Genomic DNA, 13903 nt, shown 5'->3' on the forward strand with positions numbered 1-13903 from the left:
AATCACCAGGAATCGTCATGCAGACCACCATTCAAACCGACGTCGCCGTGATCGGCGCCGGCACCGCGGGCCTCGCTGCATACCGCGCCGCGATTGCGGCCGGCATGCGCGCCGTGATCATCGAAGGCGGCCCCTATGGCACCACCTGCGCCCGCGTGGGCTGCATGCCGTCCAAGCTGCTGATTGCCGCCGCCGAGGCCGCCCATGAAGCGCGCCATACCGCCGCCTTCGGCGTGCATGTGGATGGTGCGGTGCGCATCGAGGGCCGCGAGGTGATGGCCCGGGTGCGCGGCGAGCGCGACCGCTTTGTCGGTTTTGTGGTGCGCGGTGTGGAGTCGATTCCGGCCGCGGATCGCCTGCGCGGGTATGCCACATTTATCGACGACACCACGCTGGGCGTGGGCGACGACACCATCGTGCAGGCCAGCCGCGTGGTGATCGCTACCGGCTCCACGCCGGCGGTGCCGCCGGCCCTGACCGCCTTCGGCGATCGCCTGATCGTCAACGACGATGTGTTTGCATGGGAGGACCTGCCTGCCAGCGTGGCCGTGTTCGGCCCGGGCGTGATCGGCCTCGAACTCGGCCAGGCGTTGCATCGCCTCGGCGTGCGGGTACGCGTATTCGGCCTCGGCGGCGCGGTGGGACCGCTCTCGGATCCGGCCATCCGTGCCTATGCCGCGCAGACCTTCAATGCCGAATTCCCGCTCGATACCGATGCCAAGGTGCTGGACATGCGCCGCGAGGGCGACGAAGCGGTCCTCACCTTTGTCGATGCCGCGAGCGGCGATACCGTGACGGAGCGCTTTGCATACGTGCTGGCCGCCACCGGCCGCCGCCCCAACGTGGCCCGGCTCGGGCTCGAGAACACCAGCCTGCGGCTCGACATGCGCGGCGTGCCGGTGTTCGATGCGGAAACCCTGCAATGCGGTGATGCCCCCGTGTTTATCGCCGGGGACGCCAACAATATCCTGCCGCTGCTGCACGAGGCCGCCGATGAGGGCCGTCTGGCCGGCGAAAACGCGGCGGCGTGGCCCAACCTCAAGTCGCTGTCGCGCCGTGCGCCGCTGGCCGTGGTGTTCTCCGATCCGCAGATCGCGATGGTCGGCAAGCGCCACGCCGATCTCGACACCGGCACCTTCGTCACCGGCGCGGTCAGCTTCGAGGACCAGGGCCGCAGCCGCGTCATGCTGAAGAACCGGGGCCTGATGCATGTCTATGCGGATATCGATTCGGGCCGCTTCCTCGGCGCCGAATGGACCGGCCCGCGCGCCGAGAATATCGCGCACCTGCTGGCATGGTCGTATCAGCAAGGCCTGACGATCGCCCAGATGCTGGCCATGCCGTTCTACCACCCGGTGGTGGAAGAAGGCCTGCGCACTGCGCTGCGCGATGCCGAGACCCGGCTGGCCGAGGCCCGCGCGGCACGCGGCGAGGTCAAGCTGGCCGCCTGATTTTCCTTGTTGTTCCTCTGTCACCAGGGGTCTGGTGGAGGCCGGGCGCACAGCTGTCGTAGGCGCGTCCGGCCTTCTTTTTTTTTATGGGGAGAAGGTCCGGTCGGCGGTCAGCTTCTGGAGGGCGGCAGGTTTCCGCCGGTGCTTTCCAGAATCTTGCCGCCTTCATCGACAGCGTTGATGCATTCAAAATAGAATTCCCGGAAACGCTTCGTTGCAAAAATGAAATGAGCAAGTTTCCGGATTTCGAAGGCATCGCGATGTTCGCCAAGGTGGCGGAGGAAGGCTCGTTTGCCGCCGCCGCGCGCACCATGGGCGTATCGGTGCCGACCGTGTCGCGGGCGGTGGCGCGGCTGGAGGAGCGGCTCGGCGGGCGCTTGCTCAATCGCACCTCGCGCCAGTTGTCGCTGACCGAGTTTGGCGCCAGCGTTGCCAACAAGGCGGGCGAGATCTTCCGCCAGGCTGAAGAACTGGAGAGCGAGGCGATGGAGCTGTCGGTCAGCCCGCGCGGCCTCGTGCGACTAGCGGTGCCGATGGCGTTCGGCATGCGCTGGGTCGCGCCGCTGCTGCCCAAGCTGTTCGTGCGCTACCCGGAACTGTCGGTCGACCTGCATCTCTCGGATGCGACCGTCGACCTGATTGCGGACGGTTTCGACGCCGCCTTGCGCATTGCCGTTCTGCCCGATTCGTCGCTGGTCGCGCGGCAGCTGTGCTCGGTCACGCAGTACCTCGTCGCGTCCCCGGCCTATCTGGCGCGGCACGGACGCCCGCAGCACCCGCGCGAGCTGGCTGACCGCGCGTGCCTGAGCTACGCCTATCGCGCCCGCACCCAGGAATGGAAATTTACCCACGACGATGGCACCCAGGAAAGCGTGCTGCCGCGCGGTCCGCTGCGCGTGACCAACTCGGAAGCGATGATTCCCGTGCTGCTGGAGGGGCTGGCCATCTCGGAGCTGCCCGAGTTCATTGCCAGCGAATACCTCGTCGATGGCCGCCTGGAGCGCATCCTGCCGCAGTGGCACATGGCGCGCGGTGGCCTGTATTTCGTGACACCGTCGGCGCGCGCCCGACCCGCCAAGATCCGTGCGCTGTCCGACTTCTTTGCCGAGCACCTGAACCGTCCCGCCTGGCAATGGCCATGAGGGCGGACAAAGCCGACGCACAAAGCCGACTCACAAGGCGGACGGACAACGCGCGGACGGACAGCGCGGAACCGGATTGATTGGTAGACAGATCTGTCTCCTATAATGGCGATTATCTACCGTATACCGAGCACTGCCATGGCCACGCTTTCGGCACGAGACCGTATTCTCGACACCGCCGCCCGTCTGTTCTACCGCGATGGTTATCGCGCCACCGGGGTTGACAGGATCATCGCCGAGTCGGGCGTGGCCAAGATGTCGCTGTACCGGCATTTCCCGTCCAAGAACGACCTGATCGCCGCCTACCTGGAGCGCCGGCACGACTTCTGGATGCACTGGTTCGAGGGCGCGGTCCGGCGCCAGCTCGAACAGCGCCGCAACCTCGACGTGCTGGCCGATGCGCTGGCGGAATGGTTTACCAGCGACGACTACCGCGGCTGCTCGTTTATCAATGTGGTGGCCGAAGCGGGCGGCGGCGCGGGCGACGATCCGCGGCTGGTCGAGCACGCGGTGTCGCACAAGGCGTCGCTGGAAGACTTCCTGACGCAGCTGGCGCGCGATCTCGGCCTGGCCGCGCCGCAGGCGGTCGCTGCCGAAGCCATGCTGTGCGTGGAGGGAATGATCGTGCGCTACCAGATGCACGCCGACCCGGAGGTCATCGCGGCCGGGCGGCGCCTGCTCGGCCGCCTGCATGCCGATGCCGCGCGTGGCGCGGCGCACTAGCCCGAGGCTCGGGCACGTCAGGGCAAGCCGAGCTCAGGGCACGATCGTGAGGAACAGGTAGGCCGCGAATATCACGAGATGGACCACGCCCTGCAGGATGGTGGTGCGTCCCATGCCGAGCGTCAGCGACGCCACGATCACGGTCAGGAACAGCAGCACCATCTCCTTGGGCCCGAGCCCGAGTTCGAGCGGCCGGCCGATCGTGATGAACACGGCCGCGACGGTCGGAATCGTGAGGCCGATACTGGCCAGCGCGGAACCCAGTGCCAGGTTGAGGCTGGTCTGCAGCCGGTCGGTGCGGGCCGCGCGCAGGGCGGCCAGTCCTTCCGGCAACAGCACCAGCGCGGCGATGACCACGCCGACCACGGCCACCGGCATGCCCGCGTTGAGGACCGCCGCCTCCACCGAAGGGGACAGCAGCTTGGCCAGCGCCACCACCGCCACCAGCGCGACGATCAGCAGGACGCCGCTGGCCGCGGCCACCCGTCCCGGCGGCGGCGGCGCGTGCTCGTTCTCGTCGGTGGTGCCTTCCACCAGAAAATAGTCGCGGTGGCGCACGGTCTGCACGAAGACAAAGCAGCCATACAGCACCAGCGACATGGCGCCGGAAAACGCCAGTTGCGACGACGACAGGACCGGGCCCGGCGTGGTGCTGGTGAAATTGGGCAGCACCATGGTCAGCACCAGCAGCGCCACCAGCACCGCCATGGCGGCATTGGCGCCCGGCGCCTGGAAGGCCTGCTCACGATGATGGAGCGCGCCGACGAACAGGCAGAGGCCGACAATGCCATTGCAGATGATCATGACGGCGGCGAACACCGTATCGCGTGCCAGCCCCGCTTTTTCCGGGCCGGCCGACAGCATCACCGAGACGATCAGCGCGACCTCGATCACCGTGACCGCAATCGCCAGCACCAGCGTCCCGAACGGTTCGCCGACCTTGTGCGCGACCACCTCGGCGTGATGCACGCCGGCAAACACGGCACCGGCGAGCGCCAGTGCCATGAGCGCGATGATCCAGCCCTGGCCCGGCATGGCAATGCCGAGACCGAACGCGATCCAGGCGGCGAGGGGGCACCAGATCGTCCAGTGCGGCAGTTTGTTCGAAGTCGCCATGCGTTGTTTTCCTTGTTCTGGTGTCATCCGAGGCGGCTGTGCCTTGCACCGGCCATACCGCATTGTGCAATAGATGACCATGGGCGGGTAGGGCAGGTTCAATCCGAGAACGGAATGGGCGCGCCCTGGATCTTGGGGGCGGGCGCAGCGGCCATGGCATCGGCCGGGTAGAGCCGCAGGAAGGTGCGGGCCATCTCGGGGTCGCGGCAGCCGAGCCAGTCGTCCCACTGGTCGCGCGGCACGATCACGAGGCCGCGCTTCTCGTCGCCGGGTTTGTGAAAGCGCGAGAGCACGGCGTGGTCGCCGGCATGGATCGTGAGCATGGTGAACGAGCACAGGCCATCCGGCCAGTCGCGCCACAGGCCGGCCACCGCGAACGCTTCGGCATCGGGCAGCCATACGCGCCATCGCACCGGCTTGCCCGGCGCCGCGGGTGTGCCGCTTTCCGGGTAGGCGAATTCATAGAACGCCGACAGCGGCACCAGGCAGCGCTGGCCCTGCCGCCATGCGCGCGAGAACGCGGGCCGCTCGCCCACGGTTTCGCTGCGCGCATTGGTGGTGTCGTAGCGCCGGCCCCCGGCGGGTGTGCGCTTGCGCGGCACCATGCCGAAGGTCGCCAGCAGCCCCTGCCGCATGCCATCGGCGGTCATGCGCACGATCGGCGCGGGATAGTCGGGGTAGGTTTCGGCGCGATACGGGTCGGCCGGCGGTTCCACGCCAAAGATCTCGCGCAGGATCCGGCGCTGGACCGGTGCATAGTTGGTGCACATCGTCGTGGCCTCCCGTCCCGTGTTGCCCGTGTTGCCCGTGTTGCCCCAGTGGCCCTGGTCCGCCGGTCGCCCCAGGGCCACGCATGAGCGCATCGTGCCACCGCCCGGCGCGCGCTTCAATGCGGGCGGGCACAGGGGGCGCCGGTAGGGAGCCATGATGACGGAGGCACGTGGTGCCGGATTCGCTCGTCACGGTAGCGGTCGCGCTATGCGGGGCCCGGCCCCGGTCGAACGTTTGAAACGACGGCGCGAGAGCGCGCGGATCGCGTTCCTATAATGGATCAGTTCTTTCGCTCCCGCGGCCCATGCGCGTGGGAGAGGTCCAGCTGGAGGGCATCATGCAGAGTCACGAAGCGGTGTTGACCCAGGCGCGCGCGGCGCTCGCCCATGTACCGTATCAGGGGCACCATCTTCAACCGACCATACATCTGCGCCTCTCCGACGGCGCGCTCATCCTGGAGGGCGAAGTCGCCGATATCGTCGACAAGACGCGGGCTGCGGCACAACTGCGCAAGGTGGACGGCGTGACGGCCGTGATCGACCATCTGCGCATTGCCGACGGTGGCATGCCGGTCGGTGATGGCGAATTGCGCGACGCGGTGTGCGAACGGCTGCTTGCCACGATCGATTTCCGCAATTGCAGGATCTGCGCACAGGTGAAAGGTCGCACCGAGCCGATGCGCGAGGCCGTGGGCGAACGCAGCGGCTGGATCGAAGTCATGGCCAGCGACGGCGTGGTCACGCTCAGGGGCCAGGTGATCAGCCTCTCGCATATGCGCCTGGCGGGCGTGCTCGCGTGGTGGTCGCGCGGCTGCCGCTGCGTGATCAACGAACTGGTGGTGGCGCCCGCGGAAACCGATCGCGACGACGAAATCACCGAAGCACTGCGGCTCGTGCTCGAGACCGATCCGTTTGTCGATGCCAGCCAGGTCGGCGTGCGCACGGAGAATCGTGTGGTCACGCTCGACGGCTATGTGGCGAGCGATGGCACGCGCCGGCAGATCGAGCGCGATGCGTGGTACGTGTACGGCGTGGAGGACGTGGTCAACCGTATCGCGCTACGGAGTTGAGCCGGCACGACCGCCTCGTGTCAAAGAAATGACATTCAGAGTTTTCTGATTCACAGGCGGGGGGTGAGCGAGAAGAATGAGATCTGCCAATTCCATCGGGAATGGCTTAGATCGTTCTTACTACTATTAAATGAAAACTCTCCTCACACTCGCTGCCAACCTGTTCAAGCTATCCCTCAAGATATCGCTCAGGCTCTCCTCGAAGCTATCCCCCTACTTGTTTCTCATACCCGTGTCGGTGGTCAGCGTGACCAACGACATCGACGTTTGCTGCCCGAAGTGCTCGCATGAGAAATCGTCGGCACCGCGTTGCGGCGAGGGCGGCGAGGGCGGCGAGGGCGACGAGGGCGACGATACGGACCACAGCACCGGCCATCGTACTGACCACGGCGCGGACCATGGCGCGGAACACGGTGCCGACCATAGCGCGGACCATAGCGCGGACCATAGCGCGGACCACCGGCGCGAGCGCGACGGCGTGCCGCCATCCGACGCTCCCGCGCCGGGGCTGACCGCGCCGCCCGACCTTCAGCCCGCCGCCGCCAGCGCGCGAATGGCGTCGCGCGCCGACGGCTGTTGCGAGGCGCCGAAATGCGGATGGCGTGAGAACAGATCCGCGGCCCAGTTAACGAACACCCGCACCTTCGCCGACAGGTGGCGGTTCTGCGGATACATCGCGGAAATCGGCAATTCCTCGGTCTGCCAGTCGGGCATCACCTCCACCAGCCTGCCGCTATTGACGTAAGGCTCGGCCATCGCGCGCGAGATGCGGGCGATGCCGTGACCCTCCAGCGTGCACCCCAGGTACACCTCGGCATCGTTGGTCGAGATCGCCGACGGCAGCAGGATCTCGCTGTGCTGGTCGCCGCGCGTGAGCGGCCACGGCAATTCGCGCCCGGTGCGGTTGGACAGGTAATTTACCGCCTTGTGCTGGGCGAGCTCGGTCAGATTGGTCGGCGTCCCGGCCTGGCGCAGGTAGATGGGCGAGGCGTACATCGCGAGCTTGAGCAGGCCGATGCGGCGCGCCACCATCGTCTCGTCGAGGTGATTGCCGACGCGCAGCACCACGTCGACGCCTTCCTTGAGCAGATCGATCGGCTTGCCGTTGATGGTCAGCTCCACCTTCAGCTCCGGATAAGTCGCGAAAAAATCGTGCAGATTGGGAATCAGCACCTGCTGGGCGAGGCCGGCCACCGTGTCCACGCACAGCGTGCCGCGCGGCGAATTATTCTGGCGCGTCAGGGATTGCTCGGCTTCTTCCACGTCGGCCAGAATCCGCACGCAGCGCTCGTAATAGGCCGCGCCATCGGTGGTCACGCTGATACGGCGCGTGGTCCGGTGCAGCAGCTTGACGCCGAGATGCGTCTCCAGGTTCTGGATCAGCCGGGTCAGGGTGGCCTTGGGCAGGTCGAGCGATTCGGCTGCGCGGGCAAAGCTGCCGACATCCACCACCCGTGTGAATGCCTGCATTGAAACTAAACGATCCATGGTCTTGCTTCCGAAAGAAGGGTGCAGCTACGTTCCGAAGGGGTCCCTGTCGCTGGCCCGGATGGGGGGGCAGGGGTGGGTGTCTGGCGGGATCGCGCCGCGGCATGTCAAGTGCGCGGCTGGGTGAGCTGCCGGCGGTCCGCCAGTGGCGGCCGGAGCGGGGAGGGTCGTGGATGGGCGGCTTGAAGCCTTCGGTTCCAATCTCGGCCGGGGGCGGTGCACAGGGGGCTTCCCCAAGCCACCCGCACACCTGCTGACAAATCGATAACCGCCGAAAGCACGGGAGTGAATCACATTTTCCGTGTCCTTGCCAAGCGCAGGGTTTCCGGCCAGCGATTATTCCACCGCAGAAACAGTGCGTTGGCAATCTCTCGCTTTATCCCATCCCGCTCAATCACCATAATCCGTTGCATCGCAACACAGTATCGACGCCCGTGCGTACGGCGCGCCGCCCTCCCCAGATGCCTAAGACGACCAGCCAGCGCGTGTCCGAAGCCAAACCGGCCAAAGGCGCGATGCCGCGCGTGACGCAGCATGAAGTGGTGAGCGAGGACCGGACCATCCCGGTGTGGGTGAGCTACCCGCCCGGCTATGCCCCGGGCGGCGCGCAGGCCAGCAGCGAACTGTTGCCATGGCTGGTGTACCTGCATGCGGGTGGCTTTGTCCAGGGCGATAGCGAGGCGGCGTGCGAACTGGCGTCGGATCTTTCCGATTCGATTCCGGCGGTGGTGGTGACGCCCGGCTACTCGCTGGCGCCCGACCATCCGTTTCCGGCGGCGCCGGAGGATGCGGTGAATACGGTGGCATGGGTGCTCAAGCACGCGCGCCGCCTGAAGGTGGACAAGCTGAGGTTTGCCGTGGTGGGAGAGGAAGCGGGGGGCAACCTCGCGATCGCGCTCGGCCAGATGCTGCGCGACCGCGGCCTGCCGCAGCCGGCCGGTCAATGGCTGATCCGTCCGGTGACCGATCCCTGCCTCCAGCATGCATCGTGCACGGCCGGTGCCGGCCGTGTGCCGATGGAAATGCTCAGGCGACTCGCGTGCAATTATCGGGACTACCTCCCCAGGCCAGCCGACACCGTGCATCCGTATGCCGCGCCGGCGATGGCCTCGCGGCTGGCCGGGCTGCCACCGGCGCTGGTCCAGGTGGCCGAGCTGGATGCATTGCGGGCGGAGGGCGAAGCATTCGCCGAGCGCCTGCGCAAGGCCGGTGTACCGGCCGAGACCATGATCATGCCCGGCGCCTGCGGCGACGGGGTGGAACAGTCCCACGATAGTTGCCAGGCGTGGGTCAACGAAGGCGCGCGATTCTTGCGCTCGTGTTTCGAGCAGGTCGACGACGCCTCATCCCGGCCCGAACGCCGGTCCGGAGCATAGAGCAGCCGGATTTTCGCACCAGCAGGCTTTCATGCTGGTAGTTGCCGTAACGGCATAGCCGCGGCCGTCAGGCCGGGCATACCACGGTGTCGCCCATTTTTTCCGGCCCTCGGACCGGCGGGGCAGCGTTCGGCCTTTTTTGCTTTCAGTTGAAGAAAACCCGACAGAAACACGGAGTGAAGAAAACATGAATCACCAGTCTCGACGCACGCTGATTGCCGTTGCCATCGTGGCGGTTCTCGGTATTGGCGTGACAACCTCGGTCCTGCGTCCGTGGCATGGGGGCGAAGCGCAGGCCAACACCGCGCCGCCGCCGGCGGCTGCCGTGGAAGTGGCGGCAGTGGTCGGCAAGACCATTACCGAATGGGATGAGTTTTCCGGCCGCATGGAAGCCGTCGACCGGGTGGAGATCCGTCCGCGCGTGTCCGGCACCATCGATACCGTGCACTTCCGTGAGGGTGCCATGGTGAAGAAGGGCGACCCGCTGTTCACCATCGACCCGCGTCCGTACGCGGCCGAGGTGGCGCGCGCGGAAGCGGCGCTCGCGGCGGCGCAGGTCCGTGCCTCGCATGCGCAGACCGAGAAGGCCCGCGCCCAGCGCCTGCTGGACGACAACGCCATCTCCAGGCGCGAATACGACGAGCGCATCAACACCGCCAGCGAGACCAGCGCCGACGTGCGCGGCGCGCAGGCGGCGCTGGAGTCGGCGCGCCTGAACCTGAGCTACACGCGCATCGTCTCGCCGGTGGCGGGCCGCGTCTCCAAGGCCGAGATCACGGTGGGCAATCTCGTGGCCGCGGGTGCGGCCTCGCCGGCGCTGACCACGGTGGTGTCGGTGTCGCCGATCTACGCGAGCTTCGACGTGGACGAGCAGAGCTACCTGCGCTTTACCGCGCCGGGCGCGGGCGGTGCCAGGAAGGACCTGCCGGTGTTCCTGGGGCTGGCCAACGAGGACGGCAATCCGCACGAGGGCAAGGTGTTCTGGGTCGACAACCGGCTGGATACGCGTAGCGGCACCATCCGCATGCGCGCGGTGTTCGACAACGCCGATGGCCGCCTGCTGCCGGGTCTGTACGCCAAGATCAAGATGGGCGGCGGCACGCCGCATCCGGCCGTGCTGATCAACGACCGGGCGATCGGTACCGACCAGGGCAAGAAGTTCGTGCTGGTGGTCGACAAGGCCAACAAGGCGCAGTACCGCGAAGTGGAGCTGGGCTCGACGTTCGACGGCCTGCGGGTGATCCGCAAGGGCCTGAAGCCGGGCGAGAACATCGTCGTGAACGGCCTGCTGCGCGTGCGTCCGGGCGACGCGGTGGCACCGAAGATGGTGGACATGGCCTTCCGCAGCGAACTCGAGCCGCGCAAGGGGGCCACCAAACAGGCTGACCAGCAGGGCGACAAGCCTGCCGATCAGGTTGTCGGCGACAACGAGAAACCCGCGGCAAAACCGGTGAGCTGAGCGCTTTTCCAGCCAGAGCCCACGTAGACCAGATATTTCCCGTGCAGTCATGGCGTCCGCCTCAGGCGGACCGCCAGGGAAGCGCTTTTCGCCGAGACCAAGATGAATCTCTCGAAATTCTTTATCGATCGCCCGATCTTTGCGGGCGTGTTGTCGGTGCTGATCTTCCTGATCGGTGCCATCTCGATGTTCAAGTTACCGATCTCGGAGTACCCGGAAGTGGTACCGCCGTCGGTGGTGGTGCGCGCGCAGTTCCCGGGCGCCAACCCGAAGGTGATCGCCGAGACGGTGGCCACGCCGCTGGAAGAGCAGATCAACGGCGTCGAGGACATGCTGTACATGAACTCGCAGGCCAACAGCGACGGTTCGCTCACGCTGACCGTGACCTTCAAGCTCGGTACCGATCCGGACAAGGCCCAGGTGCTGGTGCAGAACCGCGTCTCGCAAGCGGAACCGCGCCTGCCCGAGGACGTGCGCCGTCTCGGTATCACCACCGTCAAGAGCTCGCCCGACCTCACCATGGTGGTCCACCTGGTGTCGCCGAACGATCGCTACGACATGACGTACCTGCGCAACTACGCGCTGATCAACGTCAAGGACCGCCTCGCCCGGATCCAGGGCGTAGGCCAGGTGCAGATGTTCGGCTCGGGTGACTACTCGATGCGCGTATGGCTCAACCCCGAGAAGATCGCCGAGCGCCAGCTTTCCGCCTCCGATGTGGTGCGCGCCATCCGCGAGCAGAACATCCAGGTGGCGGCCGGTGTGATCGGCCAGTCGCCGTCGCTGCCGGGTACCGACCTGCAACTGTCGGTCAACGCCCAGGGCCGCCTGCAGACCGTCGAGGAGTTTGGCGACATCGTCGTCAAGAGCTCGCCCGACGGCGCGGTGACCTATCTGCGCGATATCGCCCGTATCGAACTCGGTGCCTCGGAATACGCGCTGCGTTCGCTGCTGGACAACAAGTCCGCGGTGGCGCTGCCGATCTTCCAGTCGCCGGGTTCCAATGCGATCGAGATCTCGAACCAGGTCCGCAAGACCATGGAAGAGCTCAAGCAGAACTTCCCCGACGGCGTGGACTACAGCATCGTGTATGACCCGACGCAGTTCGTGCGCCACAGTATCGAGGCCGTGGTCCATACGCTGTTCGAGGCCATCGCCCTGGTGGTGCTGGTGGTGATCCTGTTCCTGCAGACGTGGCGCGCGTCGATCATTCCGCTGCTGGCGGTGCCGGTGTCGATCGTCGGTACGTTCGGCCTGATGCACGCATTCGGCTTCTCGATCAACGCGCTGTCGCTGTTCGGCCTGGTGCTGGCCATCGGTATCGTGGTGGACGATGCGATCGTGGTGGTGGAAAACGTCGAGCGCAACATCGAGGAAGGCCTGCCGCCCAAGGAAGCCACCTACAAGGCCATGCGCGAAGTGAGCGGCCCGATCATCGCCATCGCGCTGACCCTGATTGCCGTGTTCGTGCCGCTGGGCTTCATGACCGGCCTGACCGGCCAGTTCTACAAGCAGTTCGCGCTGACGATCTCGATCTCGACGATCATCTCGGCGTTCAACTCGCTGACGCTGTCGCCGGCCCTGTCCGCGCTGCTGCTGCGCGGCCACGATGCGCCGAAGGATTGGCTGACCCGCGCGATGGATCGCGTGCTGGGCAAGTTCTTCCAGCGCTTCAACCGCTTCTTCCATCGCAGTGGCGAGGCTTACGGCAACGGCGTGAAGGGCATCATCTCGCGCAAGTCGGCGGTGTTCGGTGTCTATGCGGTGATGCTGGTGGCGACCTACGGCATCTTCCAGATGGTGCCGAAGGGCTTTGTGCCGGCGCAGGACAAGCAGTACCTGGTGGGCTTTGCCAAGCTGCCTGACGGCGCCACGCTGGACCGCACCGAGGACGTGATCCGCCGCATGTCGGACATCACGCTCAAGCAGCCGGGCGTGGAGTCGGCGGTGGCCTTCCCGGGCCTGTCGATCAACGGCTTCGTCAACAGCCCGAGCCAGGGGATCGTGTTTGCCACGCTCAAGCCGTTTGACGAGCGCAAGAGCAAGGACCTGTCGGGCGATGCCATCGCGGCCGCGCTCAACCAGAAGTACGGTGCGATCCAGGACGCCTTTATCGCGGTGTTCCCGGCGCCGCCGGTGCAGGGCCTCGGGACCATCGGCGGTTTCAAGATGATGATCGAGGACCGCGCCGCGCTCGGCTACGACGCGCTGTTCGACGCCACCAACGCCTTCATGGCCAAGGCGCGCGCCACGCCTGAACTGGCCGGTGTGTTCTCGAACTACCAGATCAACGTGCCGCAGCTGAACGTCGATCTCGACCGCGTGAAGGCCAAGCAGCTTGGCGTGCCGGTGACGGAAGTGTTCGACACGCTGCAGACGTACCTCGGCTCGACCTATGCGAACGACTTCAACAAGTTCGGCCGCACGTATCAGGTCAAGGTCCAGGCCGATGCGCAGTTCCGCCAGCATGCCGACGACATCCTGCAGCTGAAGGTGCGCAATACGTCGGGCGAGATGGTGCCGCTGTCGTCGCTGGTGCGCGTCAAGCAGGGTTACGGTCCGGACAGCGTGGTGCGCTACAACGCCTTTACCGCCGCCGATATCAACGGCGGTCCGGCTCCCGGTTTCTCGTCGGGCCAGGCGCAGGCCGCGGTGGAACGGATTGCCGCGGAAACGCTGCCGAAGGGGATCGCGTTCGAATGGACGGACCTGACGTACCAGGACATCCTGGCCGGCAACGCCGGGGTGCTGATCTTCCCGCTGTGCGTGCTGCTCGTGTTCCTGGTGCTTGCTGCCCAGTACGAGAGCCTGACGCTGCCGCTGGCGATCATCCTGATCGTGCCGATGAGCCTGCTGGCCGCCATGACCGGCGTGTGGCTCACGCATGGAGATAACAACATCTTCACGCAGATCGGCTTCATCGTGCTGGTGGGCTTGTCGGCGAAGAACGCGATCCTGATCGTGGAATTTGCCCGCGAGCTCGAGCACCAGGGCCGTACCATCGTGCAGGCGGCAATCGAAGCGAGCCATCTGCGCCTGCGCCCGATCCTGATGACGTCGTTCGCGTTCATCATGGGCGTGGTGCCGCTGGTGGTGTCCACCGGCGCCGGCGCGGAAATGCGTCATGCCATGGGTGTGGCCGTGTTTGCCGGGATGCTCGGGGTGACGTTCTTTGGCCTGTTCCTGACACCGGTGTTCTACGTGGCACTGCGCCTGCTGGCCACGCGTGGTCAGCGCCGCGAAGCCAGGCGTCTGGAGTCGCAGGCGGTTGCGTCGGCGGAATGATGGATAAGAATCGATACGGGAAG

Annotated in this window: 10 protein-coding genes; 7 read left to right on the forward strand and 3 right to left on the reverse strand. The window is 66.2% G+C overall.

Annotated features, from left to right (window positions below):
- Positions 1-17 precede the first annotated feature (17 nt).
- From DFLDMN_RS22640 to DFLDMN_RS22650, 3 genes are all read left to right on the forward strand, one after another.
- Complete coding sequence (locus DFLDMN_RS22640; protein WP_423200117.1) at positions 18-1451, forward strand: dihydrolipoyl dehydrogenase; 1434 nt, start codon at positions 18-20, stop codon at positions 1449-1451.
- 227 nt (positions 1452-1678) lie between these two features.
- Complete coding sequence (locus tag DFLDMN_RS22645; protein ID WP_423200118.1) at positions 1679-2593, forward strand: LysR family transcriptional regulator; 915 nt, start codon at positions 1679-1681, stop codon at positions 2591-2593.
- A gap of 138 nt (positions 2594-2731) precedes the next feature.
- Positions 2732-3316, forward strand: coding sequence for a TetR/AcrR family transcriptional regulator (locus DFLDMN_RS22650; protein ID WP_423200119.1), 585 nt, complete (start codon positions 2732-2734; stop codon positions 3314-3316).
- A gap of 33 nt (positions 3317-3349) precedes the next feature.
- Here DFLDMN_RS22650 and DFLDMN_RS22655 read toward each other — a convergent pair whose 3' ends face one another.
- Both DFLDMN_RS22655 and DFLDMN_RS22660 read right to left on the reverse strand, forming a co-directional pair.
- On the reverse strand, positions 3350-4432 hold the full coding sequence (locus DFLDMN_RS22655) for a calcium:proton antiporter (RefSeq protein WP_423200120.1): 1083 nt from the start codon (positions 4430-4432) through the stop codon (positions 3350-3352).
- 98 nt (positions 4433-4530) lie between these two features.
- Positions 4531-5202, reverse strand: a complete 672-nt coding sequence (locus tag DFLDMN_RS22660) for an SOS response-associated peptidase (RefSeq protein ID WP_423200541.1) — start codon at positions 5200-5202, stop codon at positions 4531-4533.
- Between the two features lie 338 nt (positions 5203-5540).
- On the opposite strand from DFLDMN_RS22660, the gene DFLDMN_RS22665 reads away from it, so the two are divergent.
- Positions 5541-6272: a BON domain-containing protein gene (locus tag DFLDMN_RS22665; RefSeq protein WP_423200121.1), complete on the forward strand. Its 732-nt coding sequence runs from the start codon at positions 5541-5543 to the stop codon at positions 6270-6272.
- Positions 6273-6800: 528 nt separating this feature from the next.
- Here the strand turns inward: DFLDMN_RS22665 and DFLDMN_RS22670 are convergent.
- Positions 6801-7760 (reverse strand): LysR family transcriptional regulator, encoded by a 960-nt coding sequence (locus DFLDMN_RS22670; protein WP_423200122.1) that lies wholly within the window; start codon positions 7758-7760, stop codon positions 6801-6803.
- 461 nt (positions 7761-8221) lie between these two features.
- Between DFLDMN_RS22670 and DFLDMN_RS22675 the strand changes: the two genes are divergently transcribed.
- The 3 genes from DFLDMN_RS22675 (at position 8222) to DFLDMN_RS22685 (ending at position 13880) form a co-directional block, all read left to right on the forward strand.
- Positions 8222-9136: an alpha/beta hydrolase gene (locus DFLDMN_RS22675; RefSeq protein WP_423200123.1), complete on the forward strand. Its 915-nt coding sequence runs from the start codon at positions 8222-8224 to the stop codon at positions 9134-9136.
- A 187-nt stretch (positions 9137-9323) separates the two neighbouring features.
- A complete protein-coding gene (locus tag DFLDMN_RS22680) occupies positions 9324-10595 on the forward strand; it encodes an efflux RND transporter periplasmic adaptor subunit (RefSeq protein WP_423200124.1) in 1272 nt (423 codons plus the stop codon).
- 102 nt (positions 10596-10697) lie between these two features.
- Positions 10698-13880, forward strand: coding sequence for an efflux RND transporter permease subunit (locus tag DFLDMN_RS22685; RefSeq protein ID WP_423200125.1), 3183 nt, complete (start codon positions 10698-10700; stop codon positions 13878-13880).
- Positions 13881-13903 lie beyond the last annotated feature (23 nt).

The organism is Cupriavidus sp. H19C3, from assembly GCF_049393815.1.
Lineage (GTDB): Bacteria > Pseudomonadota > Gammaproteobacteria > Burkholderiales > Burkholderiaceae > Cupriavidus.

Bases quoted from the DNA above. Each gene is read 5' to 3' on its own strand.
- DFLDMN_RS22680 (WP_423200124.1), top strand. From the start codon at position 9,324: ATGAATCACCAGTCTCGACGCACGCTGATTGCCGTTGCCATCGTGGCG.
- DFLDMN_RS22655 (WP_423200120.1), bottom strand. From the start codon at position 4,432: ATGGCGACTTCGAACAAACTGCCGCACTGGACGATCTGGTGCCCCCTC.
- DFLDMN_RS22685 (WP_423200125.1), top strand. From the start codon at position 10,698: ATGAATCTCTCGAAATTCTTTATCGATCGCCCGATCTTTGCGGGCGTG.
- DFLDMN_RS22640 (WP_423200117.1), top strand. From the start codon at position 18: ATGCAGACCACCATTCAAACCGACGTCGCCGTGATCGGCGCCGGCACC.
- DFLDMN_RS22675 (WP_423200123.1), top strand. From the start codon at position 8,222: ATGCCTAAGACGACCAGCCAGCGCGTGTCCGAAGCCAAACCGGCCAAA.
- DFLDMN_RS22665 (WP_423200121.1), top strand. From the start codon at position 5,541: ATGCAGAGTCACGAAGCGGTGTTGACCCAGGCGCGCGCGGCGCTCGCC.
- DFLDMN_RS22650 (WP_423200119.1), top strand. From the start codon at position 2,732: ATGGCCACGCTTTCGGCACGAGACCGTATTCTCGACACCGCCGCCCGT.
- DFLDMN_RS22645 (WP_423200118.1), top strand. From the start codon at position 1,679: ATGAGCAAGTTTCCGGATTTCGAAGGCATCGCGATGTTCGCCAAGGTG.
- DFLDMN_RS22660 (WP_423200541.1), bottom strand. From the start codon at position 5,202: ATGTGCACCAACTATGCACCGGTCCAGCGCCGGATCCTGCGCGAGATC.
- DFLDMN_RS22670 (WP_423200122.1), bottom strand. From the start codon at position 7,760: ATGGATCGTTTAGTTTCAATGCAGGCATTCACACGGGTGGTGGATGTC.